The sequence below is a fragment of the Pseudomonas sp. Irchel 3A7 genome, from assembly GCF_900187565.1.
GTDB lineage: Bacteria > Pseudomonadota > Gammaproteobacteria > Pseudomonadales > Pseudomonadaceae > Aquipseudomonas.
The window spans coordinates 101,853-128,201 of the sequence record NZ_FYED01000005.1 but is presented as its reverse complement, the minus strand read 5'-3'; the positions used below and the strand labels follow the sequence as shown (position 1 = coordinate 128,201).

The 26,349-nt window shown below is 57.0% G+C and carries 25 protein-coding genes and 1 tRNA gene; 7 read left to right on the top strand and 19 right to left on the bottom strand.

Annotated elements, in window-relative coordinates; all coding sequences use genetic code 11:
- Positions 1-97 precede the first annotated feature (97 nt).
- Together CKW21_RS09990 and CKW21_RS09985 are read right to left on the bottom strand one after the other, a co-directional pair.
- Positions 98-1,111: a sensor domain-containing diguanylate cyclase gene (locus CKW21_RS09990; protein ID WP_095193808.1), complete on the bottom strand. Its 1,014-nt coding sequence runs from the start codon at positions 1,109-1,111 to the stop codon at positions 98-100.
- Between the two features lie 74 nt (positions 1,112-1,185).
- Complete coding sequence (locus tag CKW21_RS09985; RefSeq protein WP_095193807.1) at positions 1,186-2,091, bottom strand: LysR family transcriptional regulator; 906 nt, start codon at positions 2,089-2,091, stop codon at positions 1,186-1,188.
- A 102-nt stretch (positions 2,092-2,193) separates the two neighbouring features.
- Between CKW21_RS09985 and CKW21_RS09980 the strand changes: the two genes are divergently transcribed.
- Entirely contained in the window at positions 2,194-3,369 is a 1,176-nt protein-coding gene (locus CKW21_RS09980) for an aspartate aminotransferase family protein (protein WP_095193806.1), read from the top strand.
- 97 nt (positions 3,370-3,466) lie between these two features.
- Here CKW21_RS09980 and CKW21_RS09975 read toward each other — a convergent pair whose 3' ends face one another.
- From CKW21_RS09975 to CKW21_RS09960, 4 genes are all read right to left on the bottom strand, one after another.
- Positions 3,467-3,958 carry an adenylate kinase gene (locus CKW21_RS09975; RefSeq protein ID WP_095193805.1) on the bottom strand — a complete coding sequence of 164 codons (492 nt, stop codon included), beginning with the start codon at positions 3,956-3,958 and terminating at the stop codon, positions 3,467-3,469.
- 142 nt (positions 3,959-4,100) lie between these two features.
- Complete coding sequence (locus CKW21_RS09970; RefSeq protein WP_095193804.1) at positions 4,101-6,020, bottom strand: alkaline phosphatase D family protein; 1,920 nt, start codon at positions 6,018-6,020, stop codon at positions 4,101-4,103.
- A 133-nt stretch (positions 6,021-6,153) separates the two neighbouring features.
- Positions 6,154-6,411: a hypothetical protein gene (locus CKW21_RS09965; protein ID WP_095193803.1), complete on the bottom strand. Its 258-nt coding sequence runs from the start codon at positions 6,409-6,411 to the stop codon at positions 6,154-6,156.
- Entirely contained in the window at positions 6,401-7,192 is a 792-nt protein-coding gene (locus CKW21_RS09960) for a VacJ family lipoprotein (protein ID WP_095193802.1), read from the bottom strand. Before CKW21_RS09960 ends, CKW21_RS09965 begins: the two co-directional genes overlap by 11 nt.
- Before the next feature lie 166 nt (positions 7,193-7,358).
- Between CKW21_RS09960 and CKW21_RS09955 the strand changes: the two genes are divergently transcribed.
- The 3 genes from CKW21_RS09955 to CKW21_RS09945 are packed head-to-tail and all read left to right on the top strand — an operon-like array spanning position 7,359 to position 9,934.
- Complete coding sequence (locus CKW21_RS09955; RefSeq protein ID WP_095193801.1) at positions 7,359-8,069, top strand: response regulator; 711 nt, start codon at positions 7,359-7,361, stop codon at positions 8,067-8,069.
- Entirely contained in the window at positions 8,066-9,427 is a 1,362-nt protein-coding gene (locus CKW21_RS09950) for an ATP-binding protein (RefSeq protein WP_095193800.1), read from the top strand. Before CKW21_RS09955 ends, CKW21_RS09950 begins: the two co-directional genes overlap by 4 nt.
- A 54-nt stretch (positions 9,428-9,481) precedes the next feature.
- On the top strand, positions 9,482-9,934 hold the full coding sequence (locus tag CKW21_RS09945) for a hypothetical protein (protein WP_095193799.1): 453 nt from the start codon (positions 9,482-9,484) through the stop codon (positions 9,932-9,934).
- Positions 9,935-9,937: 3 nt separating this feature from the next.
- Here the strand turns inward: CKW21_RS09945 and CKW21_RS31485 are convergent, their stop codons facing one another.
- Positions 9,938-10,114, bottom strand: a complete 177-nt coding sequence (locus CKW21_RS31485; RefSeq protein ID WP_170948653.1) for a hypothetical protein — start codon at positions 10,112-10,114, stop codon at positions 9,938-9,940.
- Between the two features lie 138 nt (positions 10,115-10,252).
- On the opposite strand from CKW21_RS31485, the gene CKW21_RS09940 reads away from it, so the two are divergent.
- Complete coding sequence (locus CKW21_RS09940) at positions 10,253-10,594, top strand: potassium channel family protein (RefSeq protein WP_095193798.1); 342 nt, start codon at positions 10,253-10,255, stop codon at positions 10,592-10,594.
- A 138-nt stretch (positions 10,595-10,732) separates the two neighbouring features.
- Here the strand turns inward: CKW21_RS09940 and CKW21_RS09935 are convergent, their stop codons facing one another.
- The 6 genes from CKW21_RS09935 to CKW21_RS09910 all read right to left on the bottom strand — a co-directional run bounded on the left by CKW21_RS09935 (position 10,733) and on the right by CKW21_RS09910 (position 18,012).
- Positions 10,733-10,954, bottom strand: coding sequence for a formate dehydrogenase subunit delta (locus CKW21_RS09935; protein ID WP_095193797.1), 222 nt, complete (start codon positions 10,952-10,954; stop codon positions 10,733-10,735).
- Positions 10,951-13,827, bottom strand: coding sequence for a formate dehydrogenase subunit alpha (fdhF, locus tag CKW21_RS09930; protein ID WP_095193796.1), 2,877 nt, complete (start codon positions 13,825-13,827; stop codon positions 10,951-10,953). Before fdhF ends, CKW21_RS09935 begins: the two co-directional genes overlap by 4 nt.
- Entirely contained in the window at positions 13,824-15,383 is a 1,560-nt protein-coding gene (locus tag CKW21_RS09925) for an NADH-quinone oxidoreductase subunit NuoF (RefSeq protein ID WP_095193795.1), read from the bottom strand. The genes fdhF and CKW21_RS09925 overlap by 4 nt, the downstream gene beginning before the upstream one ends.
- On the bottom strand, positions 15,383-15,859 hold the full coding sequence (locus tag CKW21_RS09920) for a formate dehydrogenase subunit gamma (RefSeq protein WP_095193794.1): 477 nt from the start codon (positions 15,857-15,859) through the stop codon (positions 15,383-15,385). The genes CKW21_RS09925 and CKW21_RS09920 overlap by 1 nt, the downstream gene beginning before the upstream one ends.
- Positions 15,860-16,378: 519 nt before the next feature.
- The gene (locus tag CKW21_RS09915) at positions 16,379-16,879 is read right to left on the bottom strand and encodes a DUF4411 family protein (RefSeq protein WP_095193793.1); all 501 of its coding nucleotides are present in this window, start codon (positions 16,877-16,879) and stop codon (positions 16,379-16,381) included.
- Positions 16,876-18,012 carry an ImmA/IrrE family metallo-endopeptidase gene (locus CKW21_RS09910; RefSeq protein WP_095193792.1) on the bottom strand — a complete coding sequence of 379 codons (1,137 nt, stop codon included), beginning with the start codon at positions 18,010-18,012 and terminating at the stop codon, positions 16,876-16,878. The genes CKW21_RS09915 and CKW21_RS09910 overlap by 4 nt, the downstream gene beginning before the upstream one ends.
- A gap of 301 nt (positions 18,013-18,313) precedes the next feature.
- Here CKW21_RS09910 and CKW21_RS09905 point away from each other — a divergent pair, with 301 nt between their 5' ends.
- Positions 18,314-18,682, top strand: coding sequence for a PH domain-containing protein (locus tag CKW21_RS09905; protein WP_095193791.1), 369 nt, complete (start codon positions 18,314-18,316; stop codon positions 18,680-18,682).
- A 290-nt stretch (positions 18,683-18,972) separates the two neighbouring features.
- Here CKW21_RS09905 and CKW21_RS09900 read toward each other — a convergent pair whose 3' ends face one another.
- From CKW21_RS09900 to CKW21_RS09875, 6 genes are all read right to left on the bottom strand, one after another.
- A complete protein-coding gene (locus tag CKW21_RS09900; RefSeq protein ID WP_095193790.1) occupies positions 18,973-19,284 on the bottom strand; it encodes a DUF3077 domain-containing protein in 312 nt (103 codons plus the stop codon).
- Between the two features lie 804 nt (positions 19,285-20,088).
- A complete protein-coding gene (locus CKW21_RS09895) occupies positions 20,089-21,498 on the bottom strand; it encodes a hypothetical protein (protein ID WP_170948652.1) in 1,410 nt (469 codons plus the stop codon).
- The gene (locus CKW21_RS09890; protein ID WP_095193788.1) at positions 21,495-22,379 is read right to left on the bottom strand and encodes a sensor histidine kinase; all 885 of its coding nucleotides are present in this window, start codon (positions 22,377-22,379) and stop codon (positions 21,495-21,497) included. The genes CKW21_RS09895 and CKW21_RS09890 overlap by 4 nt, the downstream gene beginning before the upstream one ends.
- A gap of 2 nt (positions 22,380-22,381) precedes the next feature.
- Entirely contained in the window at positions 22,382-24,217 is a 1,836-nt protein-coding gene (locus CKW21_RS09885) for an AAA family ATPase (protein WP_095193787.1), read from the bottom strand.
- Positions 24,218-24,595: 378 nt separating this feature from the next.
- Entirely contained in the window at positions 24,596-24,925 is a 330-nt protein-coding gene (locus tag CKW21_RS09880) for a hypothetical protein (protein WP_095193786.1), read from the bottom strand.
- Positions 24,926-25,078: 153 nt separating this feature from the next.
- Positions 25,079-25,163, bottom strand: a tRNA-Leu gene (locus tag CKW21_RS09875).
- Between the two features lie 107 nt (positions 25,164-25,270).
- Between CKW21_RS09875 and queA the strand changes: the two genes are divergently transcribed.
- Entirely contained in the window at positions 25,271-26,335 is a 1,065-nt protein-coding gene (gene queA, locus CKW21_RS09870; RefSeq protein WP_095193785.1) for a tRNA preQ1(34) S-adenosylmethionine ribosyltransferase-isomerase QueA, read from the top strand.
- The last annotated feature ends 14 nt before the right edge of the window (positions 26,336-26,349 follow it).

The following is a 26,349-nucleotide window of genomic DNA, read 5'->3' as shown; positions in this document are numbered from 1 at the left end:
TTGGGGCCGCTGCGCAGCCCAACGCGAGCAAGCTCGCTCGCCACAAGAATTGGCAAGACTCAAGACTCGCTTTCATTAGGAACAATGGATGAGAGGGTTATCCGGAGATCACATTCTTGCCGGCGATCTTCGACCGATACAGGGCCTGGTCGGCGCGGGCCATCAGGCCGGTCTGCTGCTCTTCATCGAAGCGCTGGACCACGCCGAAACTCATGGTCACCTGGAAGTCCCCCACGGGCATCAAGTCCGACAAACCATGACGGATGGTTTCGGCCAAGGTTCTGGCGTCAGCCAGCGGGGTGTTGGCCAGGACCATGATGAATTCGTCGCCGCCCCAACGGGCCAGCAGATCACCTTCGCGCACGAAGCGTTTGACGTTTTCGACCACCTGCACCAATGCCGCATCGCCCAGCGCATGGCCATAGTGATCGTTGATGTTCTTGAAGTCGTCAATGTCCATGGCGATCAGCGACAGGGGTTCGCGAAAACGCTGGGCGCGCTCGCAGGCCTGGGGCAGCAACTGTTCCAGGCGATAGCGATTGGCGATGGCCGTCAGCGTGTCGGTTTGCGCCAGCTTTCGGTTTTCTTCGAGCTGCAGTTGCAGCTGCTGATTGACCCGCGACAGTTCCCGGGTGCGCTCTTCGATCATCGCTTCCAGGGAGTGATTGCGCCGCTGCAGCTCTTCGACCAGGCGCCGCTTGTCTTCGATGCTTCGATGGGCGCCGACCATGCGCGCCACCGAACCGTCGGCATTGCGGGCCAGCACGTGGCCACGGTCTTCGATCCAGATGTAGCCGCCATCCTGTGTCCGGCAGCGATACTCGGCTTGATAAACCGGGCTGCGCTCGCTCAGGTGGTCATCGAACTGGGCCATGACCCGGGGATAATCTTCGGGGTGGATGACGTTCTCCCAGGTCAACACAGTGTTGTCCAGGGAATGAGGCGAATAGCCAAGCATTTCGTACCAGCGGGCGTTGCGGTAAACGAAGCCAGTGTTGGCGTCCCAGTCCCAGATGCCGTCGCTGACCAATTCGAGGATGGCGTGCAGCATGCTGTCGTTCATGTCTGACACATTGAACTTCACTGGTTCGATGTTCGATGCCTCGCCCATCGCTGCTCTCCTTGCTGCCTGATATCAAAATGACCTGCCCGTCGCGGAGATTAGATCATGGCGCATTCACCCGGCTAGTGCTTGCCCCACATCCCCATGGCGAAGTCGACGAAACGACGCAGTTTCGGCAGACGGTAGCGATCCTGAGCGTAGACCAGGTGCATCGGTCGGCTCGGCAGTTGATAGCGCTGCAAAAGGGGCACCAGTGTGCCGTCCTCGAGATCCCGCTCCACCAACGCATCGGGCACCATCACAATGCCCATCCCGGTTCGCGCCGCCTGATGCAGGCCTGCCGAGCTGTTGATCACCATCGGACCGCTGACCGCCACCACGATTTCGCTATCCGGACCATTGAGGCGCCATTGTCGTGCTACCGATTGCCAGTCATCGCCGGCCGGATAGGCGAACGCCAGGCAATCGTGGTGTTGCAGGTCTTCAGGTTTTTCCGGGGTGCCGCGACGCGCCAGATAGTCCTTCGAAGCGCACATGGTCAGGGTGTAGTCGATCAGCGGGCGGGCGATCAGGTTGGAGGGTTCGAGTGCACCCAGGCGGAAGGCCACGTCGAAACCATGATCCAGCAGATCCGGGCGGCGATTGGTCAGCACCACGTCCAGCTTCACCCGTGGATTGTGCAGGCTGAACTCACTCAAGGCCGGTGCCAGGCGCTCGGTGCCGAAGGTCAGCGGTGCGGTGATGCGCAAAGTGCCGCTCGGTTCATCCAGAGTTTGCTCCGCCAGGCGTTCGGAGTCCGCCACCAACCCGAGCACTTCAAGGCAGCGCTGGTAATACGCACTGCCGAATTCCGTCAGGCGCTGGCGCCGCGTCGTACGGTTGAGCAGGCGCACACCCAGACGTTGCTCCAGCGCCTTGAGGTGATTGCCGACCATGGTCGTGGACATTTCGCACTGCTGTGCGGCGGCGGTCATGCTGCCGGCTTCCACCACCCTCACGTAAACGGTCATTGCCTGGAACAAATCCATTATCAAGCTCAGCTTTTAAATGATCGAAGTTTTACGCAGTTTATCCAGTTCAGGTGGCTAACCATACTGCAAAAACACCGACAATTGATGGAGCCTGATGTCATGACCGCCGCCTGCCTGATGAGTACTTACCAGCCCTTGGCCTTGAGTTTCGATAAAGGCCTGGGCACGCGCCTGTGGGACCGGGCGGGTCGTGAATACCTGGATGCGGTGGCCGGGGTGGCGGTGACCAACGTTGGCCACTCTCATCCGAAAATCGTCGCGGCCATCAGCGAACAGGCCGGGTTGCTGCTGCACACCTCGAATCTCTACAGCATCGACTGGCAGCAGCGGCTGGCGCACAGGCTCACTAAACTTGCCGGCATGGACCGGGCGTTTTTCAACAACTCCGGTGCAGAAGCCAACGAAACGGCGCTGAAAATCGCGCGGCTGCACGGCTGGCACAAAGGCGTCGAACAACCGCTGGTGGTGGTCATGGAGAATGCCTTTCACGGGCGGACCTTGGGCACTTTGTCCGCCAGCGATGGCCCGGCCGTACGCCTGGGTTTCAACCAATTACCGGGGGATTTCATCAAGGTGCCGTTCGGCGACCTCAAGGCACTGGACAAGGTCCAGCAAGCCCACGGTCCGCGCATCGTGGCGATTCTGATGGAGCCGATCCAGGGCGAAAGCGGCGTGCAACTGGCGCCACCCGGCTATCTCAAAGCCGTGCGCGAACTGTGCAGCCGGCGCGGCTGGTTGCTGATGCTCGATGAAATCCAGACCGGCATCGGCCGAACCGGCCAGTGGTTCGCCTGCCAGCACGAAGGCATCGTTCCCGACGTCATGACCCTGGCCAAAGGCCTGGGCAACGGCATCCCGATCGGCGCCTGCCTGGCCCGTGGCAAAGCCGCCGAACTCTTCACCCCCGGCAGCCATGGCAGCACGTTCGGCGGCAATCCGCTGGCATGTCGCGTCGCTTGCACCGTGCTGGACATCATCGAAGAACAGGGATTGCGGGAGAACGCCCGGCTACAAGGCGAACGGCTGCTCGGCAAATTGCGCATGGAACTGGCCGACCACCCGAACGTCCTGGCGATCCGCGGCCAGGGCCTGATGATCGGCATCGAACTCAAGCAGCCGATCCGCGACCTGACCCTGATCGCCGCCCGGGATCACGGCCTGCTGATCAACGTGACCCGGGGCCAGACCATCAGGTTGCTGCCGCCGCTGACGATTGATGAGCGGGAGGTGGAGATGATTGTCAGAGGGGTGAGTCGGGCGATTTCAGCAGCTTGAAATGCACCCTTTGTGGGAGCTGGCTTGCCAGCGATGGTCGTTAACGATTACGCGGGGCATCAGACAGCCCGTGCGTCCATCGCGAGCAAGCTCGCTCCTACAGGTGTGTGATGAATGCTGTGGCGTCCTTGCGGCACATCAGTTGAAGTTTGAAACCGCCAAACCCGTCGAACAACCGCTGATGCGCAGCAAACCCACCGGACCCGTCACGCGCACGATAGCTGCCGGCCCAGTCCAGCAAGGCGATCAACAACTCGTCGTTCTCGTCCCGTTTCGCCTCGCGCTGGCGAATATTGGCGACGCACTCCTCATCTTCAACACTTAACCAGATCAACGCCGTCGCCCGGGGCAGAAGCTCGCTGATGATCCAGTCGTAAACGCCTTCGATCACCCAGCGCTCTTCACTGGCTGCTATCCGCGCCATGCCCAACACCTCGGCGCGGGGGCGGGCGATGCTGTGTTCGTCGGATAGCCAGTGGATGTGATCGAGATCGGTCCAGGGCAGTTGCAGTTGCTCGGACAGCCGTTGGGCCAGCCAACTCTTGCCGGAACCGGAATTGCCGATGATCAGGGTTCGGGTGAGGTCCATGAGCGACACCGATAAAAATGTGGGAGCGGGCTTGCTCGCGAAAGCGATATGCCAGACACCACTGCAGGGACTGACAGTCAGCATTCGCGAGCAGGCTCGCTCCCACAGGTATTGCGGATGACCAACATTATTGGTCAGGCCTTCAGTCCTCATGCTCCGGCGCCACCATCCGTGTCTTCGGCGCCCCATTGGCGTTGTGCTGAAAGATATCCCGCGGTTGTCCTTTTTCATTAAAGAACACCTGCCCGATCCCCGCCGAGTTCCACAGCCGTTCACCTGCTTCAGCATGCTCAGGAATGTGCGGCACGATGCGCATGCGTCGGCGTTTGGTCAGCCAGTTGAGTGGCGAGCGGGGTGAGTAGAGCCAGCGGTTGAGGCGGTCGAACCATTCCAGCAGGCTCGGCGGGAATTCGTTCTTGATGCCGCTGCTGGTGATCTGCCAGATGCGCGGGCCGGCCTTGCGGTGTCGGATCAGCACTTCGTAGACAAAGGAATAATGCACATCGCCGGACAGCACCACGTAGTTACCCGGCGTGCGCGAGTGTCGGAAAATATTCAGGATCACCTGCGCCGCGCCGCGATGGGCCATCCAGTTTTCCGCATCCACCAGCAGCGGATAACCGCACCAGCTGAATACCCGTTGCACGGTTTCGATCAGTTTCACGCCAAAGACCGGCGCCGGTGACACGATGATCGCCGACGGGTGATCCAGCAACTCCTGCTGCAATTCGCTCAGGGCTTCCCAGTCCAGCAAGCCCGACGGTTGCTTGAGGTTCATCTCGCTGCGCCAGCGCCGGGTGCGGGTATCGAGTACGACCATGGCCGGGGTGGTCGGCAGTACGTAATGCCAGCGCTGAAACCTCAGCAGCTCATCGATCAACGCGTCCTGGACGTCGCTGTCGAGGTATTGGTCGTGCCCTGTAGCGGTCAACGAGCGGGCCTTGTCCAGCACACCCTTGAAGGCGTCCGGGTTGTTGCCCCAACCCTGGCACAACATGTAAGCCAACAGCGCGTTACCGATGATGCGTTTGGAGAACGGATGGCCGTAGGCCGTTTCCTCCCATTGCGCGGAAAGATTCCAGTCATCGGTAATATCGTGATCGTCGAATATCATCAGGGTCGGCAAGTGCGCCAGTGCCCGGGCGACGTTGCCCAGCCCGGCCTTGAAGCCCTCGATGCGCGTCTGTTCCAACGCATAACGCTCGCGCCTTTGCGGCGTCAGCACTGGTGGTTGTGGCGCAATCAGGGTCCAGGGCACCGGCGACCAGACCAAGAGGTACATGGCCATGACTTCGGCGAAGGTCACCAGATGGTTGTCGGCGCTGCTGCTGGTGAAAATCGGCTTGCGCGCGCCACCGAAAAATCGCTCGCGCAGGGTCTCGTTGCTCTCCAGCGCCGGTAACAAATCCGCGCGGTGATAGTAACTGGCAGGGTGCTCGTAGAGTTTGGCGCTGTCGCTGACCACGGCGCCTTCCAGATGCTCGCCGTATAAGCCCAGGCGCTCGATCAAGGCATGAATCGCCCGCAGCGTCGGCCCGGCAACATCGTCGGCATAGACCTGATCGCCGCTCATCATCAGCAACGCCGGGCGATCACAGGCGTCATGCTCCTGGGCCAACAGCGTATCGACACAGAGCAAACCATCGGTCGCGGGATGATGAGGCTTGCGGCAGGAACCATGCAGCAATTGATCAATGCGTGAGCGCAGGACGAAGTTTGGCGAACGGGCATCGCCGTACACCAGATGCGGCGCCCAGTCGGCGATGCCGGTTCCGCCGTCGATCAGCAGGTCGTACTCGATCAACTCATCGCAGGGCAGGGCGGTGTCCAGCACCACATCGATCAGGTGCACAAATGCATGAGTGCCCACCGCAATGACCGTGCTTTGCCCGGCATCGAGGCGAATGTCGCCCACACCCTGCAAACGCAGCGTCAACTCCAGCGCCCGGGAGCCCACCAGCCACATCACCAGGCGTGTGGGTTCCAGACGCCGCAGCAGTGGGCCGGCCAGGACTGGGGGCAGGGATTGATGTGTGTCGGGCAAGGGCGAAGAACTGGACATCAGGGTTTCAGGATTCAAAGTGCAGAGGCGCGGGATGATAACGCAGCTAGCTTAAGTAAATCGTTGCCGATATGACTTGGAATTGTGCAGTTGGTTGCCGTTACTGATGCACTGTGTTTCCACTTTTTCGAGATCAACCCGGTGTGTGACGGTCCCCACTTTCCGTGACGGTGTCTCCGTTGGCCACCAACCAGCGAAACAGCTCACTCACCGACACCGTATGACTGCGCTCGATCCACCTCACCACCGCCGGGCCGTAGTGCTCGGTGTAGCGGGTGAGCACCAGATGGCGACAGTCTGCTGACAGGCGCAGGGTGATTTCCCGGCAGTGCAGGTTGGCCGCGTCGTCCCGACTGACCCGTTGTTGCAAAATCAGGCCATCAGAAACCATCGGCGGGTGCTCCTTTGCATTGAGGATTGGAAATCTGCGCCGAGCCTTGTTTGCCATCGGCCACGAAAGCCGCGCGGCGTTCGGCGACTACGTTGCGCAACGCGCTGTAATAGTCCGGGAGCTTTTGCAGGCTGTCGGTCAGCGGCAAGGCTTGCGCGCGGCCATCGACAACGTCGCCGACCGTGTTGATTGTGGACAGCGTGTCCACGGTGTCGCTGTTGTCGCCGAACGGATCGACCATGAAACTCAACACACGTCCGGCGGCGTCGCGGCTGTTGGAGGTGCCGAGCAACGGCAGCTCGACGATCGGGCCGTTGCCGATGCCCCACACGCCGAAGGTCTGACCGAAGTCGGCGTTGTGTCGTGGAATGCCCGCCATGCCGGAGACATCGACCAAACCAGCCACACCGAGGGTGGTGTTGAACAAGAAACGCCCCAAGGTGTTGGCCGAACGCCCCGGATTGCCCTGCAACAGGTCATTGATAAAGACCTTGGGCTCGCCGAAGTTCGCCACGAAGTTATGCACACCGGTCTGGAAAAAATCCGGCGTGTAGCGATAGCCGCGAGCGACCGGTGCCAAGGCATAGTCGTCGACCGCCCGATTGAATGCGAAGACTCCTCGGTTGAACGGTTCCGCCGGGTCGTCCACCGAATAGCTGATTTCGGCGCAGGTCACGGTGGTGGCGGACGGCGGCTGGCTGCTGCAACCCGCCAATCCGGCGGCCAGCATGGCAATCGAGGTACGACGGGTCAGCCAGGGAGCACACTTCAAAGGCAACATGGACGCAAGTCTCGGGAGGAATTCGCCGTGATGCTGAGGCCCGAGCCTTGCGCAAAGATGTCTGGTTTATTGCAGCGTTGTCGTTTTATTGCAGGATTGAAATATATGACGGACCGTCACGAATGGTTTTAGATAACGGTTCCATTCGCCCCGTAAGTGACCTTCGGTGAACAGCCTTTTAATCGTCGATGACGACCTCGAAGTCCTCGATCTCCTGAAAAAATTCTTCGTGCAGCACGGCTACAGCGTCGAGGTCGCCACCGACGGCGCGTCGCTGTGGGCGGCCATCGAGCGCCAGCCGCCGGACCTGATCATTCTCGACGTCATGCTGCCCGGCGACAGCGGCCTGATCCTCTGTCAGCAACTGCGGATACGCCATACCATCCCGGTGATCATGCTCACGGCCATGGGCGAACTCAGCGACCGGGTGGTCGGCCTCGAATTGGGTGCCGACGATTACCTGACCAAACCCTTCGACGCCCGGGAGCTGCTGGCCAGGGTGCGCGCCGTGCTGCGCCGGGTGGACGAACGCCGGCCGCTGGCGCAGGAACGGCCAAGGCCGCTGATCGACTTCGCCGACTGGCACCTGGATGTCACCCGCCGCGAACTGCGCTCACCGGACAACGTGATGATTCCGCTGTCGGCCGGCGAATTCGACCTGCTGCTGGTCTTCGTCGAACACCCGCAGCGCATCCTCACCCGCGAACAATTGCTGGACCTGGCGCGCGGGCATTGCCATGACGCCTTCGATCGCAGCATCGACGTGCAGGTCAGCCGCCTGCGGCGCAAACTCGAATCCGACACCAAGCGCCCGGCGATGATCCGTACCGTGCGCAATGGCGGCTACCTGTTCACCCCCAGCGTGACCCGGCGATGAGTTGGCTGGCGCGGGTTCGCCGCGACACGGTGGGGCGCTGGATCGCGCTGACGATCATCCTGGCCATGCTCATTTCACTGGCGCTCAACGGCCTGTTTATCCAGCTGGCCGGCGTCTGGGCACGCCCGCCACTGACTGAAATCGGCCTGTTGGAAAAAGCCGCCGCCATCACCCGCGTCATCGAGGCCGCCCCGACGACTTTGCGCAACTCACTGGCGCAAGCCGCCGGCGAAAACGGCTTCATCGTCACCTGGCACCCTGACCGGCACGATCTCAACCTGCCAACGGTGGACGATGCGAAATCGGACATCGGCTCGACCATCCTGCAACCCATGCTCAAAACCCCGAACCGGCGCATCGAAGCCTATGAACCGGCGGACTGGACCGAACACAAGTCCGACGCCCATTACGCGCTCTTGATCGAGCTGGCCGACGGCTCATGGGTGATGTTCTCCGCGCCCTCGCGCAGTTGGGGGCTCGATGAGGCGCCGCGTTACTTGATCGTCATCCTGCTGGTGCTGATCTCCACCGGCCTGGTCGCCCTGATCGCCACCCGCCGCCTCGCCACGCCCTTGCAACGCTTCGCCGAAGGCGCCCGGCGCTTCGGTATGGACTTCCGAGCGCCGCCTATCGAACCGCTCGGCCCCCAGGAAATCCGCCAGGCGATCCTCGCCTTCAACGCCATGCAGGCCCAACTGCAACACTTCATCCGCGACCGCACGCAAATGCTCGCCGCCATCTCCCACGACCTGCGCGCGCCCCTGACGCGGATGCGCTTGCGCGGTGAATTCATCGAAGACAGCGAGCAACAGCAACGGCTGTTTCGTGACGTGGATGAAATGCAGGCGATGATCAACGCGGCGCTGGAGTTCTTTCGCGACGACGCCCGGCTGGAACCGGCGACCCAGTTTGATCTGGCGGAACTGCTGCAAACCCTGCTGGATGACTATCGGGATCAGGGTGTCGAGATTGCCTTCAGCGGGCCGCAGCGGCTGGTGTATTTCGGCCGGCCGCTAGGGCTCAAGCGGGTGATGACCAACTTGCTGGAGAACGCGATCAAGTATGGTTCTGAGCCGGCGGTTGAACTGCATGCCGATGCCGAGCAGGTGCGGATCAAGATACGGGACCGTGGGCCGGGGATTCCTGAGTCCAGCCTTGAGCAAGTGTTCACACCGTTCTTCCGCCTGGAAGGCTCGCGCAACAAAAGCACCGGGGGCGTTGGCCTGGGGTTGTCGGCGGCGCGGGCGATTGTGCTGGAGCATGGCGGGGAGTTGAAGCTGCGCAACCGGTCGAAGGGTGGGTTGGAAGCGTTGGTGGTATTGCCGGTGCATCCGGGTACGGGATTCGGACTACAGTGAGTGATCCATGCACCTTGCGGGCGCTCGGGAAGGCGCTGACCAGAGGAGAGGAACATGAACCGAATCATCCTGCCGGCACTGGCCATTTTCATCGCGGCGCAACCCTCGGCCTACGCCATCAGCGACAAGTACCGCCAACAACTTGAGCAATCCGGTTGCACCCAGGTCAGCGAGACCCAGGGCTGCGATATCCACAAGAGCAAGGCCGACAACGCCAAGGCCGGATTTACCAACCCTGCTGCCGATAGCGCAGACACGCAGACGCCTTATGCCGGGCAGTGGGTCGCCAAAAGCGATGCCGGCGCGACCGTCGCCACGATTCGTATCGATGCCAAGGAGCAGGTCTGGGTCAACGGCAAGCGAGTCAACGCCAAGCGTACCGACGGCACGCTGCAGTTTCGCCAGGGCAAGCTCACCTTCACGATTCAGGGCGATCGGCGGCTGCTGAATGAGGATTACTGGACCGACAGCGCTGCCGGGACCAAGGGGCCGATACAGATCGAGTAGCCGTTACATCCTGGGGCGCGGCATCGTCGAGGGCATGCGTTGTTGTTCGGGGATAATCCTGCCACTGCCTCCGGTGTCGGGTGGGCTTGCCTGGTCGTCCTGCCGAGTGTCATGGCACGACGACCCGCTGATGGCCATGAACACGAAGAGCAGCAGTGGCGTGATCGGGGGCTTGAACATGGGCGTCTCCAGAACCGGACCCATTGCAGCTTAATCGCTGTTCTGCACGCGCACCGAGCCGTTGGTCCGCCTTCATATTCCAGAGTTTGTGCCAAGCTGATGGGGCGCCCATTCGCCGGTCGTTCAGGAAGCCATGACATGAAGCACGCCCCTACGTCGCACATCCGTCGAGAGTTCTACAAGTCCGTCGGCTTCTACCTTCGACTGGCCTGGCCGATCTTTTCCGCGATGCTGATCATCATCGTGACGGTTGGCTTGATCATCGGTTATCTGGAGGGCTGGGATGCGTTTGACGGCATCTATTTTGGCTTCGTGACCGGCTTGACCATCGGTTATGGCGAACTGGTACCGAAACTGCCGCTGTCGCGGGTATTGGCGATATTGCTTGGGTTCAATGGCGTGCTGCTGACGGCGATCTTTGCGGCCATCAGCGTGCGGGCGATCGAGACGGCGGTGCGGGTGACGGGGGGAGATAAGTAAGGCGGGCAAACATTACACAACACCCCTGTGGGAGCGGGCTTGCTCGCGAAAGCGGTGTATCAGTCAATGCAATATCGCCTGACAGTCCGCATTCGCGAGCAGGCTCGCTCCCACAGGTTTTCGCACTGTTCTCCTTATCTAAGCTTCCCACCCCGCGCCACTGACCGCTTCTTGGGCCAACGGATGCAAATCCGCCCCGTGGTGCTCCTTCTGCCAGGCCAGCAATTCCTTGCGCATGCCCGGCGTCCAGAACATTTGCAGATGGTTACGCACACCCAGTACAGCCTGTTGCTGGTCCGGTTCGCTGGCGAAGTACTGAGCGATCTGGTTGGCCATCTTGATCAGGTTCTCAGTACTCATCGACGCACCTCCGCTTTAGCACCTTGACGGCGTTCCTTGAGCAGGCGGTGCTGTTCGTCGGTGAATTTCTGGAAGCGTTTTTGCCACTCGGAAGGGTGGTAGACGCGGCTGACTTCCACGGCGGTGACCTTGTACTCCGGACAGTTGGTGGCCCAGTCGGAGTTATCCGTGGTAATCACGTTGGCCCCCGATTCCGGGAAGTGGAATGTGGTGTACACCACGCCCGGGGCGACCCGTTCGGTGACCTTCGCACGCAGTACGGTCTGCCCGGCACGGCTGCCGATGCCGACCCAGTCGCCTTCGTTGATGCCCCGGCTTTCGGCATCGGTCGGGTGGATTTCCAGGCGGTCTTCGTCGTGCCAGGCGACGTTCTCGGTACGCCGGGTCTGGGCGCCGACGTTGTACTGGCTGAGGATGCGCCCGGTGGTGAGCAGCAGCGGGTAGCGGCTGTTGACCTTCTCTTCGGTGGGCACATAGCCGGTGAGCATGAAGCGCCCCTTGCCGCGCACGAACTGCTCGATGTGCATGGTCGGCGTGCCATCCGGTGCCGCAGCGTTGCACGGCCATTGCAGGCTGCCGTGGCGTTCCAGTTCGGCGTAGCTGACGTTGGTGAAGGTCGGCGTCAGGCTGGCGATTTCATCCATGATTTCCGATGGGTGCTTGTAGTTCATCGGATAGCCCAAGGCGTTGGCCAGGGCCACGGTGCCTTCCCAGTCGGCCTTGCCGCCCAGCGGGTCCATGACCTTGCGTACCCGCGAAATACGGCGCTCGGCGTTGGTGAAGGTGCCGTCCTTTTCCAGGAACGAAGCGCCCGGCAGGAACACGTGGGCGAACTTCGCCGTTTCGTTGAGGAAGATGTCCTGCACCACCACGCATTCCATGGCCGACAGGGCCGCGGTGACGTGCTGGGTATTCGGGTCGCTCTGGGCGATGTCTTCGCCCTGGCAGTACAGCCCTTTGAAGCTGCCGGCCAGTGCCGACTCGAACATGTTGGGAATACGCAGGCCCGGGTCGGGTTGCAGGGTGACGTTCCACGCCTGTTCGAATTGCGTGCGGACGGTTTCGTTGGAAATGTGCCGGTAGCCGGGCAACTCGTGAGGGAACGAACCCATGTCGCAGGAGCCCTGCACGTTGTTCTGCCCCCGCAGCGGGTTCACGCCCACGCCTTCGCGACCGATGTTGCCGGTGGCCATGGCCAGGTTGGCAATGCCCATCACCGCCGTGCTGCCCTGGCTGTGCTCGGTGACGCCCAGGCCGTAATAGATCGCCGCATTGCCACCGGTGGCATACAGGCGAGCGGCGGCACGGATGTCGGCAGGTTCTACGCCGCAGATCGGGCCAAGGGCTTCCGGCGAGTTTTCCGCGCGGCTGACGAACTCGCTCCAACGGGCGAAGTCGTTGCCCTCGCAACGGGCGTCGATGAAGGGCTGGTCTTGCAAGCCTTCAGTGATGATCACATGGGCCAAGGCGTTGAGCATGGCGACGTTGGTGCCGGGGCGCAGGGCCAAGTGATATTCGGCGCGGGCGTGCACCGAGTCCACCAGATCAATGCGCCGTGGGTCGATGACGATCAGCCGTGCGCCTTCACGCAGACGGCGCTTGAGTTGCGAGGCGAACACCGGGTGCGCATCGCTGGGGTTGGCGCCCATCACCAGGATCACATCGGCCTGCATCACCGAGTCGAAGCTCTGGGTGCCGGCGGACTCGCCCAGGGTTTGTTTCAGGCCATAGCCGGTCGGCGAATGGCAGACCCGCGCACAGGTGTCGACGTTGTTGTTGCCGAAGGCGGCGCGCACCAGTTTCTGCACCAGGTAGGTTTCTTCGTTGGTGCAACGGCTGGAGGTGATGCCACCGATGGAATCGCGACCGTATTTCTGTTGCAAGCGACGGAATTCGCTGGCGGCGTAGGTCACCGCTTCATCCCAGCTGACTTCCTGCCACGGGTCGCTGATGTTTTTGCGGATCATCGGCTTGGTGATGCGATCCGGGTGGGTGGCGTAGCCCCAGGCAAAACGCCCTTTGACGCAGGAGTGGCCGTGGTTGGCCTGGCCGTTCTTGTCCGGCACCATGCGCACCAGTTGGTCGCCTTTCATCTCGGCGCGGAACGAGCAGCCCACGCCGCAATAGGCACAGGTGGTGATCACGCTGCGTTCCGGCTGGCCCAGTTCGACCACGCTTTTTTCCATCAGCGTCGCGGTAGGGCAGGCCTGCACACAGGCGCCGCAGGACACGCATTCGGAGTCGAGGAAGTTATCACCGCCGGCAGCGGCCACGCGGGATTCAAAACCGCGCCCGGTGATGGTCAGGGCGAAAGTACCCTGGGTTTCTTCACAGGCACGCACGCAGCGGTTGCAGACGATGCACTTGCTCGGGTCGTAGTCGAAATAAGGGTTGGAGGTGTCTTTCACGTCCTCCAGATGGTTCTCGCCTTCATAGCCGTAACGCACTTCCCGCAGGCCGACCTGACCGGCCACGGTTTGCAACTCGCAGTTGCCGTTGGCCGAGCAGGTCAGGCAGTCCAGCGGGTGATCGGAGATGTACAACTCCATGACGTTGCGCCGCAGGGTGGCGAGCTTGGGCGTCTGGGTGTGCACGGTCATGCCTTCGGTGACCGGCGTTGTGCAAGACGCGGGGTAGCCGCGCATGCCATCGATCTCCACCAGGCACATGCGGCAGGAGCCGAAGGCTTCCAGACTGTCGGTGGCACAGAGCTTGGGAATGGTGGTGCCCATCAGCGCCGCAGCGCGCATCACCGAGGTGCCTTCGGGCACGGTGATGCTGCGGCCGTCGATGTTCAGGGTGATCTGCACATCGCTTTCGCGGGCCGGCGTGCCTAAATCGATATCGGTTTTCGGGTCGAAGAGAGTAATCATTGCTCGGCCTCCGAGGCTTGCAGACCGAAGTCGGCGGGGAAGTACTTGAGGGCGCTGGCGACCGGATAGGAGGTCATGCCGCCCAGCGCGCACAGCGAACCGTATTGCAGCGTGTCGCAGAGGTCCTTGAGGATGATCACCTGCTCATCACGGCCGGCCTGATCCGGCGCGGCCAGCAGGCGGTCGATCACCTCCACGCCGCGGGTCGAGCCGATGCGGCAGGGTGTGCATTTACCGCAGGATTCCTCAGCGCAGAACTGCATGGCAAAACGGGCCATGTGGGCCATGTCCAATGTGTCATCAGCCACCACCACGCCGCCGTGACCGAGCATCGCGCCGATGGCGGCGAAGGCCTCGTAATCCAGCGGCGTATCGAATTGTGACGGCGGCACCCAGGCGCCCAGCGGACCGCCCACCTGCGCAGCCTTCAGCGGCCGGCCACTGGCGGTACCGCCACCGTAGTCTTCCACCAGCTCGCGCAGGGTCAGGCCAAAGGCCCGTTCCACCAGACCGCCGTGACGGATGTTGCCGGCCAGTTGGAAAGGCATGGTGCCCAGGGAACGGCCCATGCCGTAATCGCGATAGAACTGTGCACCTTTGGCCAGAATCAGTGGCACCGAGGCCAGGGTCAGTACGTTGTGTACCAGTGTTGGCAGGCCGAACAATCCTTGCAAAGCGGGGATCGGCGGCTTGGCGCGGACGATTCCGCGTTTGCCTTCCAGAGAGTCCAGCAGTGCGGTTTCTTCACCGCAGATGTACGCACCGGCACCCACTCGTACTTCCATATCGAAGGCCTGACCGCTGCCGCCGACATTGGCGCCGAGATAACCGGCGTCACGGGCGATGTTCAGTGCCTGACGCAGAGTGGCCACGGCATCCGGATATTCCGAGCGCACATAGATGTAGCCGAAGGTGGCGCCGGTGCAGAGGCCGGCAATCGCCATGCCTTCGATCAGCAGGAAGGGGTCGCCTTCCATCAACATGCGGTCGGCAAAGGTGCCGGAATCGCCTTCGTCGGCGTTGCACACGATGTATTTCTGCGCCGCCTGAGTGCCGCGCACCGTGCGCCATTTGATCCCGGCGGGGAAGGCTGCGCCGCCACGACCACGCAGGCCGGAATCAAATACTTCCGTCGCGGTCTGCTCGCCACCCACCGCGATGGCCCTTTTCAAACCCTCGAAACCGCCGTGGGCCTGGTAATCTTCCAGCGACAAGGGCCGGGTAATACCGGCGCGGGCGAACAGCAGGCGTTGCTGAGACTTGAGATAAGGCAACTCGTCCACCCGGTCCAGGGCCAGTGGATGAGCGGACGGCTCACCTTGCAGCGCCTCGAGCACGGACGGCACATCGGCAGCGGTCAGCGGACCGAAACCAATCCGGCCTTGCGCCGTGTCCACTTCCAACAGCGGTTCCAGCCAATACAGGCCCCGCGAACTGGTGCGCTGCAGCTCCAGCGGCAGATTAAGTGCCTTGGCCTGAGTGATCAGCGCCGTGGACACCTCTTCGGCGCCCACGGCACGGGCCAGCGAATCACAGGGCAGATAAAGAGTCGGCATCACGCGTCCTCCCGGCAAGCATCAAGCAGGGCATCCAAACGCTCGGCACTGAGCCGCGCATGCACCCGACCATCCAGCTCCAGAGCGGGCGAACAGGCGCAGGCACCGAGGCAATAAACGGGGCGCAAACTGATGCTGCCATCGGCGCTGCTGCCGTGGTCATCCAGTTGCAGACGATCGCGCAACTGTGCGGCCAACTGCTCGGCACCACGGCTCTGGCACGACTCGGCGCGGCACAGACGCAGAATATGGCGGGCCGGCGGCGAGGTACGGAAGTCATGGTAAAAACTGATCACCCCGCGAACCTCGGCCTGACTCAGGTTCAGGGCATGAGCAATCTCGGGGACGGCCGCATCGGGGATGTAGCCGATGCGCTCCTGAATATCATGAAGAATCGGCAACAGCGCGCCGGGAGTGCCCTTATGGCGCTCCAGCAGAGTGTTGACCACAGACAGGTGCAAACTCTCATCAGGCATTCAGCAATCCTCACGGTCACGGACAAACCAGAAGGTCGTCGGTCGTCCGAAAGTGTCGGCTGCGGCATTCACACCACGTCACGGTATCGTGGCATTTTCAGGCCGTTGGCCAGGGCACCCTTGGCGGGCATCTTGTTGTGCCCAATGCGGTCTTCGCCGCACCTCTACCGGGCATAAAGGGCAGCTTGCCACGCGGCTATTGATCGAACTGCACCAAAGCGACGTGTTCGGTTCTGCCTACGACTCTCCATTAAGTCTAGTTGAGCGGGGCACGGGAGCCTCGGTCAGTGGCTTAATGCCTGTATGGGCTTGTCGTGGGGGATGTATAGCAAGCATTAGAGGGGAGAAGAAGCGTCAGATCTGTGGGCGATTCTACGGAGCAGATGCGTTGATCTACTCAGCGATAGTGCTGACACGAGCCCTCTGTGGGAGCGAGCCTGCTCGCGAAAGCGCCAGCCCAAACAACATAGATGTTGAATACCGGGGAAGCGTGGCCTGTCCCTTCTTTCATTTTATATTCTAAGAATGGTCACCAAAAACAAGCTTGGCATTAAGCGTATCAAGCAGATCAAACGCACTGATGTAAGGGACATTGAACTGCTGGCAAATATTGGGGATTTTGATTTTCTGACTTGTCGAAGGCACCAACACCTCGTGGGTTACTACGGTCTGCCTGGTTGCGTGCGCTTTTGCAATCAACCATGGATCGGCCCCATCGAGAAAGCGAATTTTTTCTGTCTGTTTAGGGAGAGGCATGTCCATGACAAACGTCGCGATCCGCGTAAAGGTTATCTGTGTGCTGGAGTCGTCGACTGGTAAAAAGTGATTTGGCCTTTCTTTCGCCCATTTGGACAGGTCATCGCCGAATTCAACTAATTCCTTGTATACAAGCGAGACGCTGGAAATCTTACCGGCATCGTATGCCTTGTCTAACCAGTCCCAGAGTCCAGGACAAAAACCCATCCGGTAGTGAGTGTTTTTCGCCTGTATGCAGGAATTCATATCCAGCAGATAACTCAAATTCCAAATTCCTTTTTAGAATATTCAGACAGCTTGTGCGGTTTCACGCCAATCAAGCGCGCCGCATCTCGAAGAAGCATTCTTCCGCTTAATGCTTCACTGGCCACTGCCATAGCGAGGGTTTTGCTGACCCGCCCTGTCTGCAATCTGCTGTATGGCGGTGCTCCATCCTTACAGCGAGCCTTGTGTTCAGCGAGCTTTCTGGCAACGAACACTCCATATTCGTCTGCCGTTATGAGGTTGAAGGTCAGGGCGCGCCGGGCTATGACCGAGCCACTCACATGGAAGATTTTTGTCAGGTGCGGGATGTTTTCTTGCCACTCAATATCAACGTCCCAAGCGGAAAGGAATTCGCGACCAGGCGTTAATAGCTCTGCCGCTACTGCATTGCACAAGATCTCTTCCGCTCGATGACTTGCAGGCTCCCCGTCAGACACACCGGAGCAGCCTATCCAGATATGAGATACCTCATGGGCTAGCGTGAATAGCCTTGCCTCAGGGCAATCTGCTGTGTTGATAAAAATGACGGGCACTAAGGTATCGCTGATTGCGAAACCTCTGAACTCTTCTACACGCAATGGCCTGCTCGTATTGTTATTCACAATACTGTTGCGCATCACAAGGATGCCGGCGCTTTCAATCGTGCTGACCAGATTTTTGAAATAGTCATCAAAATCGCCACGATTGGGCTTGGGGGGAATACCTAAGGTCGCTCGGATGTCTGCAACGATCATTTCGGCGCTATCGCTCACCGAAAACTTTCCAACCGCTCCATTTTCAGTGATGCCCTGGCTGATCAGGTAATCGCGATACCATTCCTGTCTTTCCATGGCCCACCTGATGGTATCCCTCAGGGCCAGGCTGTATTCGTGCTCGCGTTTTCCATTGATCGTTCTGAGGTCTGGCAGAAGAAGACTTTCCTCTGGGGGGTGAGGCAGGTAAAGGTATCCAAACGGGATGTACGTCTGCCGGGCGTAATTCATTGCCTGATTGAAAGAGGGCTTCTTCTTGCCTTGCTCCCAGGCCAACACGTTGTCTTCCTGCGTCCCAAGACTCTTGGCCAGGGTGCTCGTGCTAAGGGATGCTCGCTCCCGCGCCCATCGCAGAACGTCCGGATTAATCAGCGCTTCCATGTGTGATTCCGATTCGTTGTCATAACCATCCCGCCAAATGCCCATGCACAGCCAATTCAAACCATAGCCGTATCTCACTACAGGGAAGGGGGACGGTCACGCGTTTTTGGTCGCTAAACTGTGCGCATTTGTAATCCCCGAAGAACTCCGGGCCGTCGTAGGAGCAAAGCTTGCTCGCGAAAGCGCCAGTCCATCCAACGTCAATGCTGAATGCGGCGTGGGGGGCTGGCCCTGCAATCTCGATCGAAATACGCTATGAAGTCAGGCTCAAGCCGTTCATTTGAAAAACAGGGAAAGACTGATGATTGATTTCAACAACAAGGGATTCTTCAAGCTCAAGCAAAACGACGAGTACGCCGAACGCGTTTCCGCCCTGTTGATCGACGGCGAACACGTCATCGACGCCTACAAATCCATGCGCGACGGCGTGGTGTTCACCAACAAACGCATCATCTCGGTCAACGTCCAGGGCATCACCGGCAGCAAAAAAGACTTCACCTCATTGCCCTACAAAAACATCGTGGCCTACTCGGTAGAAACCTCAGGCACGTTCGACCTGGACTCCGAGCTGGAGATCTACTTCTCATCGCTGGGGAAGGTGAAATTCGAATTCACCGGCAAGACGTCGATGGTGGAAGTTTCCAAGCTGATTTCCCAACATCTGCTTTAACCACCCCCAACAAAAAGCCCCGGAAACCCCGGGGCCAAACCAAATACCAACCAACACACAAACCCCCTGTGGGAGCGAGCCTGCTCGCGAAAGCGGCAGCCCAGCCAACACCAATGCCGAATGCAGAGCTGAAACAAAAAACAACTCCCCCACTCAAGCCAAACAATGCCAGCCAACTCACCCCAACCCCTGTGGGAGCGGGCTCGCCCGCGAAAGCGCCAGCCCAATCAGCATCAATCCTGAACCAGCCACCAACATCGCAAGCAACCCAAACCCACAGACATCAACAACTACTCTTCAGCCTTCGCCGCCGCCCGCTTGGATGCCTGCACAGAAGTCCGATCCCGAGTCAGCACCTTCACCGCATCATCCACCACCGCCTTACTCATCGCCGTCAAATAATGCGCAGCCCAGGCGTGGTAATCCGTGTCCCTGGCATAAGCCGCATCCTTGGTCAGCGCCTTGGCGAGAAACAGAAAATCAGAAGCCATGGCCAACGCATCGCCGAGAGGGACGTCGCGGGTGACATGGAATAGAGGTTGATCGGAGCAGTAGATGGCGGGGGTTAAACCGATGGTTTTGAGTTCGGGTTGTTCGGTCATTGGCCACCTCCGAGGATGGAGAGGCAATGGGGGAGGGGGTTACGCGATTGGAAATCGCCTAGAGGGAAAAGCCAAATTTCAAACGGATTGATACTGCGCATTATCCAACTCCTTGATATGAGGAGCTGCCACGTTCGTTACCACACGAATGGGTGACAGCTGTGCGCAGGGTGGTAAACCGGGAATCAAGGAAACCGGCACGCCCGAGGGCGTCCCACGCACAGCCGCCATAACTCACGCCGCAGGCATAAAAAAAGCGCCTGATGACGTGATTGGGGCGCTGTTGCGCCTTGAATAACTCGGGTTACCACACCCGGTCGCTGAATTGGCAGCGACGGGTGGGAGGGTATCGTGGAGGTCACTTTCCTGCAACCTCAAAAGATTCATAAGCCAACCATTCGAAACCAGGAAACGCTCAACGTTCTTATTGTAGGAACGACTTTTACCGTCACGATTTAGATGAGTGTATAGTTCACGGATGGATATCGGTGATACTGGAGTAAGTATGCGCAGAAGTGTCGAGGCCGCAAGGTCTTGAAATTGCGGTGACTTTAAGATGTTAGCTGGTGTGCGTTTTATCAGCTTATTGGTTGGCGATCAAGGAGCTAAAGTAGCTTGATCCCAGTTGAAAAGATTGAAAACGGTCGGAGAGTGGTGGATGTTTACCATTTATTTGGGGGGTAGTAAGAAAAGCCGTATGCATCTCGTCCTTGATGAGCGATACGGCGTTTTCCTTTTGCCTAATTTGAAATCAGTCGAAGTAGCTCGTTTTATGTGGTTGGACACTATCAAGTAATATCATTGCTAAGCGTCATCAAAAAGGTTCTTTGCTCCTGCAATCAGCATATTTGCCAATCGGTGGTCGCAATCCTCATACTTAAATTGGCGAGCCAAGTAACCATAGGCAACGGCGGCTCTTTCTCTTTTGCCAACTGCAACGCTTTCAGCCCATGCTAAACAACTTAAGAAAAACTCGGGGGCGGGGCATGTTTCATCTATGAATTGTTTCTTGCCCCAGTTTGATGCCGTTTTTTCACTTGGCCAGCCACTGTTAACAAATGGGCCCTGAACATGAAAAAGCGAGCTGAGTTCAAGTGTAATCGGGTCTCGACTACAAGCACATTCGCCCACATCACCGTAGTCGATAAGAACCGGAATAAAATTAGAGGAAACTAAAATGTTGTAACCATGCAGGTCGCTATGAGTGCAGCCCCAGTTTACTTGCACAATAGATCGTTCAAAATTTTCGATCCAATCATGTTTGATGTGACCGCGAATAGATAGGAATTTTTCATCGCTGATAAAACATCTTCGAATGTCTGCCACGGTGAGTCGCCGTTGCACTGCTGCTGAATGCCAATTATTCATAGAAGCTGCGACATTATTAATGACTTGCCCGCTGCCGCCGGACATGAAAGAAAATGCAGTGCTTTCGGATGCATTTGCTAGGCCATAGAAAACGCCAGAAATATTTTTTGCACCGTGATTTACTAATGATAATTTTCTAGGTGTGGCACTTGCTTCCAAGCGCACGACAAGCCGATCATAGCGATCAACTTCATCATGGATTGCAGCGGGACTACCTATTTTGGCAACCGAATCATGGATTTTTGAGCCATTAGAATCGGTAACTAAAAGTTTAAATACTGATGCGCCTGAAAGCCCTCCCCCTATGCGCGATATTTTACAAAAAACACCACCGACAGATCTGGTAAATATTCGAATTAGTCTGATTTCAGACGTTGAAAGTTCTTCGTTAAACTGAAGTTCAATGTCAAATATGGCATCGCAACCATGAATATAAGGCGCAATTGCTGGCTCGAGGTTGTTAAGTCGATGCTTCTTTTGTAGGTTTATTACAGGTAATGGTTGGTTTTGTCCCCAGATATCTACTTGATGACCCATTTGCAAGAGATCTGGTAGAAATTCCTCAGCTGAAGATCCTGTTAAAATAAAGATAGGCGTACCTGGAGCTACGGCTACGGCAATATCTAAGATGCTTCTTCCATGTTCTGGCGAGCTGTCCATCGATCCATTTTCCGATGGAATTTTTAAGTCTAGAAAAATAAGATCAAAAAAATCGTTGGTGATGTGTTCTATTGCCGAGCTTTTTGTGCTGGCTACCACATACGAAGGAGCTCTGCACATTGAAGAGACCCTGCTTTTAATCTCATTAACAAAATCTTCTTCGTCTTCAATAATCAGGATGTTCACAAGTTTAAGCTCCATCTTAATTCGTAGCGGGCTCCGCCGGCTGCTGAATTACTCAGCGAAATACGCCCACGTAAAGTTTCTATTGCCTGTTTAGCTATACCTAGTCCGAAACCAAGATGCCCAGATTTTGAAGATTCGCCAAGCGTAAATGATCTATTAACGTCACTCGCAAGACCAGGGCCGTTGTCTATAATGCTTATCCAGCAATCGTGGTCTGTTGTTCCCCAACTTATTACAATGCTAGGTTTATGTTGTTCTGTGGCTGTTAATAACGTTGCTTCTATTGCATTTTTTATCCCATTACACAACGCTAGTCTAAGAAGGCTGCGGTCGCAGAAGACTATAAGGGGTTTAATTCCAACTAGCGTAATCTCGACTTGATCGCCAATATTTTCAAGTTTGGATAGCTCATCAATAAATAATGCTAAGTCCATATCGATCGGTCTAGGTACTGAAGTGGCTTTTTTCAGTTCTTCTATACCATCAAATGTATCTTGAAGGGCTTCAATACGTCGTTTGCAATGCGATAATTGATAGTTGGGGATTTCTTGCGCTACGGCGCTTGCTAGAAGTCCTAATTTAGAACCTATTTCGTGTAATAGAAGGCCAGCCACCCACTCAATCGCTTCTGATCGAAGTTTTTGCCTAACCTCGGTTGGAATTGTATCCTCAGGTTCAACTACTAATTCGGGTAAAATGCTAAGCTTCGAAATTAGAACTTCAAGCCGTTTTTTTACATGAAAATCATGTTCTGCCGATTTCAGTTTAAGTAGGATGGGTATGTCGGAAACAACAGCTGTTCGCTCCAGTGCCCTCACGGCAGTGAATCGTAAGTGCGTTAGATTGCTCTGCATTGCCTTGAAGGCTTCAGCACGATCCATTTTTAACCATGGTCTCCATAAAAGGAAGCTCGCGTCGCGAAAGCTTTAGCTCCTCCCTCCATTACAGTGCTGATCGCATGAACAATTTTCTCATCATGGAGCGCTCCAGCGGAAATTTTGAATCCTCGTCGCCCATCCGATCCTAAATGAAGGACCGAATCAGCATCTCCTAAAACGGGGATGTTGGGGTTATGAGTAGAAAATATTATCTGGCCTTGATCACCACGAGATAAAATTACTCGTATAAGGGTATCGGCAATGAAAGCGTTATCAATATGGTCTTCCGGTTGGTCTACTATTAGCATTCTGCTCATGTGAGATAGAATCAATGGCAGTACTACCGTGCAACGTTGTCCAGTAGATAGTTCGTTGATATCTTTATAATCGCTTCCATCCAGTAGCTGCAAAGATGCTTCGTCTTCAATGCAGATCGTACACAGCTCGCTCAAGTCATATCCTTTTAAATGGGATAGTATTCGAGATGCTCTATCAGCTGTAATTCCCGCTGCTTGCTCTATAAGCTCAACGTCAAAGTTGTCAACCGCTTCTACTAACGCCCTTGGGCTTATGTGAAGGGCTAACGTTTCTGCTATGTCCGCGTATCGAATGCCACTGCCCCTGAGGGCTTCGGCGATTGCCGCGGAAAAAATTTTAGATTGACCGTTTCTAAGTACTGACAATTTTATGTTAGGACCCACTATGCTATTCAGCCACTCTGTGGCCTGCTGTCTCATAGCGAATCGCTTATAACGAATTTGATCAAGTTCATCTAGTGCGGCAGATCTTTCAGTAATAAGCTGTGCAAGAAAACTTTTTCGTTCTGTAATGTAGCTAGCGATAGAGTTAAGTTTGGCTATTTGCTCTCTGAGCTCTTGGCCTCTTCGTAGAATGCTGCCTGATCCAGCTTGTATAGCATCTACTTCTTGTCTTAGTTGACGAGCCTTATCTTCCAGGACGATTTTTTCAGACGAGGCGGTTTGTGTAATGGCCACTAGCGCATGATAGATCTGTATTACTTCGTGCAGCTCAGCGTTCAACCTGCTTGATACGGATTTGATTCTGTCTCGAAAAGGCTCAATTAGTTCGGCTTCTGGCGATGCAAGATTCAACGAGTATGAAGGCGATGCATCTGCGGCTTGTTTGACTATATGCGACCATGCTGCTATATCATTGCTGAGTCGTGTAATTTGCTCGACGAATACTCCCGATTTGGATATGGCAGAGGACTGTATGTTTAATGCTTGGGTCTTTTCATTTAGCGTAATGGAGGTTTTTGAGACCTCCTGCTCCGCCGCTATTATTTTTTGGAGCTCTTCCGTAAGTATGGGGAGGGATGTTAATTGTTGCTCTAGCTCGTCAATTTCTCTTCTGTAAGTTTCCGCTTGAGAAGTCAATGCTCGGCATTTTCCAACTATTTCTCGTTCGTGCGATTCGGTTGATCCTTGTGAGGATACGAACCCATCTATGAGGCGAAGTCTGCCGGCGGACTCTAAGCCCACGGTTTCTATCTCCGTCTGAGAAAATACAACTGGTTTCTTAAATGGTGATGTAATTCGAGGCGATAAATCATTGGCGGTTCTTGTTACGACAATTTTTTGGTCGTTTTCTGAAAGTGTTACCGTGACCTGTCCGGAGCCTAGAACCGAAAGAGCATGTTCTTTGCTGCGTTTAGTTGTGTCAGATGTCGTGCTTGTAACATCTAGGCAGTATCTTATTATTTCAATTAAAGATGTTTTTCCTGTGCCTCTTGCTCCAATGATAACGTTCAGTCCGGGGGCGAAACTTACGTCTAGTCCGTCAAGAAATCCTTCTTCAATCTGTACTCGTTCAATATGCATGTCTAGCTCCGAGTCCTTTTCTTGCTGAGATTAATCATGTTTTTAAGATAGCTCAGATTCTCACAGTCAAGAAGGTGCGACTACTTTGTTTTTTACGAAATTTATAAAAAAAACAGGCTGAAAGTCAAAAGTAAAAATGAGTCGAATCCAGGGCGGACTGCGCTTTCATGACGGGTTCTCATTGCATCCGTACGCGCAGGCGTTCCGGAGGAAAAAATCGTCATATCGCTGCCAATTCAGAGACCGGTGTGGATCCGCGCAAAATATGCACGACAGCGTTTGACTCATGGTGGAAAAAGGGAGAGATTTTTTGATCTGGCTGTGGCGCTAGCGTCGGTATGCCTGTTGGGCATCTCCGTTTTTTCTGCGACGCTTTACTCATTGAATGTCTTTCAAAAAATCCTTGAGCGCAATGAGCGGCGCACCAATCTGCTTTATCGTCTGGATCCCGGCAAACTCACTCGCCAACCTCCGCAACTCCCGCCCCAACGGCTTATCCACACCCCCAACAGCCTCCAGCGCTAACCCCACACACTCACCCACCTTCACCTGAATCCCCTCAACATCCCCCCGACGCACCAGTAACTCAAACACATCCCGCTGGTAGTCACCCATGACCAGGTCATCTCGCAAAATCGGACTCTGACCTTCCGACTCGTAAGCCAGCTTAAGAGAGAAGAGGGCGACGGTTTCCAGTTGCGATTCCATGGATGAAGTCCTTGATGAGTGTCTTACTGACCGAGGGTGCGAAAAATCAAAAAAAGCATCGCCAGCAGGCTGGCTCCCACAGGTCGGCGGGGTGTCAGGTGCTTTTCTTTAGGCGAAAAAAAAGGCCTTGCTAAGCAAGACCTTTCTTAATTTTGGTGCCCCGAGGGAGACTCGAACTCCCACTCCTTTCGAAAACGGATTTTGAATCCGCCGCGTCTACCAATTCCGCCATCAGGGCTCAATGGCGGCGAAGTATAGAGAGGTGATAACCGTCGGTCAATCAGGTACATGGAGAATTTTTGATATTTCCGCTAGACTTCCCGGCCCTGCTAGACGAACCCCATCATGCGCGTTGCTGACTTTACTTTCGAACTCCCTGATTCGCTGATCGCCCGCCATCCTTTGGCCGAGCGTCGCGGTAGTCGCCTGTTGACCCTGGATGGGGTCAGCGGCGCCCTGGCACACCGTCAATTCACTGATTTGCTGGAGCATTTGCGCCCTGGCGATTTGATGGTGTTCAACAATACCCGGGTGATTCCGGCGCGGCTGTTTGGCCAGAAGGCTTCCGGCGGCAAGCTGGAAATTCTGGTGGAGCGGGTGCTGGACAGTCATCGCGTGCTGGCCCATGTGCGCTCCAGCAAGTCGCCCAAGCCGGGGTCGAAGATCCTCATCGACGGAGGTGGCGAAGCCGAGATGCTGGCGCGTCATGATGCGTTGTTCGAGTTGAGCTTTGCCGAAGAAGTATTGCCGCTGCTCGACCGCGTCGGGCACATGCCGTTGCCTCCTTATATAGACCGCCCGGATGAGGGCGCGGACCGCGAGCGTTACCAGACCGTCTACGCCGAGCGTTTGGGCGCGGTGGCGGCGCCGACGGCGGGGCTGCATTTCGATCAGGTGCTGATGGAGGCCATCGCGGCCAAGGGCGTCGAGACGGCGTTCGTGACCTTGCACGTTGGCGCGGGCACCTTCCAACCGGTGCGGGTCGAGAAGATTGAAGACCACCACATGCACAGCGAATGGCTGGAAGTCGGCCAGGACGTGGTGGATGCGGTTGCCGCCTGTCGTGCGCGCGGCGGTCGGGTGGTGGCGGTGGGGACCACGAGTGTGCGTTCGCTGGAAAGCGCTGCCCGTGATGGCGTGCTCAAGCCGTTCAGTGGCGATACCGACATTTTCATCTACCCGGGCCGGCCGTTTCATGTGGTCGATGCCCTGGTCACCAACTTCCATTTGCCCGAATCCACGCTGTTGATGCTGGTTTCGGCGTTTGCCGGTTATCCGGAAACCATGGCCGCCTATAAAGCCGCGGTCGACAACGGATACCGCTTTTTCAGCTACGGTGATGCGATGTTCATCACCCGTAACCCCGCGCCTGCCGGTCCTAAAGAGCCAGGCCCAGAGGAAACAGTATGAGTCGCGAATGTCGC